At 67.9% G+C, this 265-nt stretch carries 1 protein-coding gene; it reads left to right on the forward strand.

The genetic code is table 11. From position 1 onward, the window contains the following. Positions 1 to 95 precede the first annotated feature (95 nt). Positions 96 to 265: SDR family oxidoreductase (locus FLQ44_RS17825; RefSeq protein WP_439144947.1), on the forward strand; the 170-nt coding region annotated here is incomplete at its 3' end.

A 265-nucleotide genomic window follows, 5' to 3' on the forward strand; every position in this document is an offset into this window, starting at 1 on the left:
TCCGCGCTGCGGCTATCGCATCCACCGGCAGCGTCGCCAGCTCCTGAGGGACGGCCCGCAGCCGCACTCGCACAGCAGGAGGAACTATGGGATTCATGCAGGGCAAACGCGCGCTGATCGTCGGCATCGCCAGCCAGCGTTCGATCGCCTGGGGCATCGCCGAAGCCATGTACAAGCAGGGCGCCGAACTGGCCTTTACCTACCAGGGCGAAAAGCTGCGCTCGCGCGTCGAGGAAGCCGCGGCGGAGTTCGGCGGTGGCCCGGT

Origin of the sequence: Vogesella mureinivorans (assembly GCF_007644035.1) — a bacterium.
Taxonomy (GTDB): Bacteria; Pseudomonadota; Gammaproteobacteria; order Burkholderiales; family Chromobacteriaceae; genus Vogesella; species Vogesella mureinivorans.